Raw genomic sequence first — 1863 nt, 5'->3', positions numbered from 1 at the left:
ACCCCGCGCGGCCAGGTCAGCGCCGGTGCGAGCCCGCGCGCCGCACTGCCCGGCCGGGACGGCGGACAGGGTGGACAAGGCGGCCAGCGGGGCGGGAACGGAACGCCCCAGAACCCGCAGCGCCAGGGTTCGGCCCAGACGGGTCGGAACGGTCAGCCCGGCCAGCCCGGTCAGCCCGGCCAGCCCGGTGAGAACAGCGTCTTCGGCGGTCAGAACACGTTCGCGGGCCAGGGTCAGAACGCCGGCCAGGGCCAGGGCCGTAACGACGGTCCCGGCGCGTCCAACGGACAGCAGGGCCAGAACGGCTTCAGCGGCCACGCCCAGAACGCCTTCCAGCAGGGCGGCGTACCGGAGCGCAGCCGGCAGCTGCCGCCCCCCGGCGGCCCGCGCGCCGAGCTGCCGGGCGGGAACCCGCAGCCGCAGAACCGCCAGCAGCGCCCCGAGACCACCAGCTGGGGCACCGGGCAGCAACCCGCGCAGGACGCCCCGCGCGGTCACGAGGAGCACGAGAACACCGGCCAGTACGCCCGGCCCCAGGTCTCGCAACAGGGGCCCGGCACCGCGGAGTTCCCCCGGCCCGACTTCGACGCGCCGCGTCCCGGGGCCGACAACGGACAGCGGGGTGGCGGGCAGCAGGGCCAGCCGAGCCAGCAGGATGCCGCCGCCACCGCCCAGTTCCCCCGGCCGGACTTCAACGCGCCGGCGCCGACCGGCTACCAGCCGGACTACAGCGCCCAGCAGGGCGGCTACCAGCAGCCGGGTTACGGCAACGGCCAGCAGCAGAACTACGCCGCGCCGCCGAACTACGCCCCGCAGCAGGACTTCAACGCCCCGCGCCCCCCGGCTCCCGCCGCGGCACCGGGTGCGCAGGGCCGCGGCACCGGCCAGTTCGACCCGTACGGTCAGCCGCTCAACGGCCGCAACGGTCAGGACGGACCGGGTTACGGCGCCCCGCGCCAGCCCAGCCTTCCCCCGCAGCCCCAGCACGAGGCGCTGCCCCCGGCCGGTCCCGGCGACGGCCGTACCCCGCTGTTCGACAACCTGGAGACCAACTGGTTCCACGGTCAGCAGCCGGGCGGACAGCAGCAGCCGCCCCAGCAGCCCCCGGCGCCGGTCGCCCCGCAGCAGCAGGCTCCGGCCCCGCTGCCGCCCGCGCCCCGGCGTGACCCGATGCCGCAGCGTGAGCCCGGTGCCGGTCTGATGGGCGCGGGCGCGCCGAGCAGCAACGGGTTCGGCTCGAACAGCCCGGCCGCCAACGGCTCGGGGGCCAACGGTTCCAGTGCCACGTCCTCCTGGCGCACGTCGCCCAACGACGAGCTGGTACGCCAGGCCGAACGGGTCAAAAAGCCCCAGGCGGGCGGTATCACCACTTCAGGTCTGCCCCGCCGGGTGCCGCGTGCCAACCTGGTGCCCGGTACCGCGCAGGAACAGAACAACACGGCCGGTCCGCAGGTTTCGCGTGCGCCGGCAGACGTACGCGGCCGACTGACCAATCTACGCCGGGGTATTCAGCAGGGTCGTCAGGCGGGCACAGCCGGTCCGGCGAACAACAGCTTCAACCTCGGCCCCTCTCACCAGCAGGAGCGTTAGTTGAGTCCGATGAGTCAGGCCGCTCAGAATCTGAACTGGTTGATCACCAACTTCGTGGACAACACCCCTGGGGTGTCCCACACGGTGGTGGTCTCCGCGGACGGACTTCTGCTGGCCATGTCCGAGGGCTTCCCCCGCGACCGAGCCGATCAGCTCGCGGCCGTGGCGTCCGGGCTGACCTCGCTGACCGCGGGGGCGTCCCGGATCTTCGAAGGCGGCCCGGTCAACCAGACCGTGGTGGAGATGGAGCGCGGCTTCCTCTTCCTGATGTCC

The 1863-nt window shown here is 73.7% G+C and carries 1 protein-coding gene and 1 pseudogene; both read left to right on the top strand.

Features of this window, described 5'->3' with window-relative positions; all coding sequences use genetic code 11:
- A pseudogene (locus GT042_RS02855) lies at nt 1-1590 on the top strand (hypothetical protein); the annotation flags it as partial.
- 9 nt (nt 1591-1599) lie between these two features.
- Nucleotides 1600-1863 (top strand): roadblock/LC7 domain-containing protein (locus GT042_RS02850; RefSeq protein ID WP_161307112.1); only part of this gene is annotated, 264 nt, incomplete at its 3' end.

Source organism: Streptomyces sp. SID3212 (assembly GCF_009865405.1).
Taxonomy (GTDB): Bacteria; Actinomycetota; Actinomycetes; order Streptomycetales; family Streptomycetaceae; genus Streptomyces.
The sequence above is the reverse complement of the archived record's forward strand: the minus strand, read 5'-3'. Positions and strand labels throughout refer to the sequence as shown.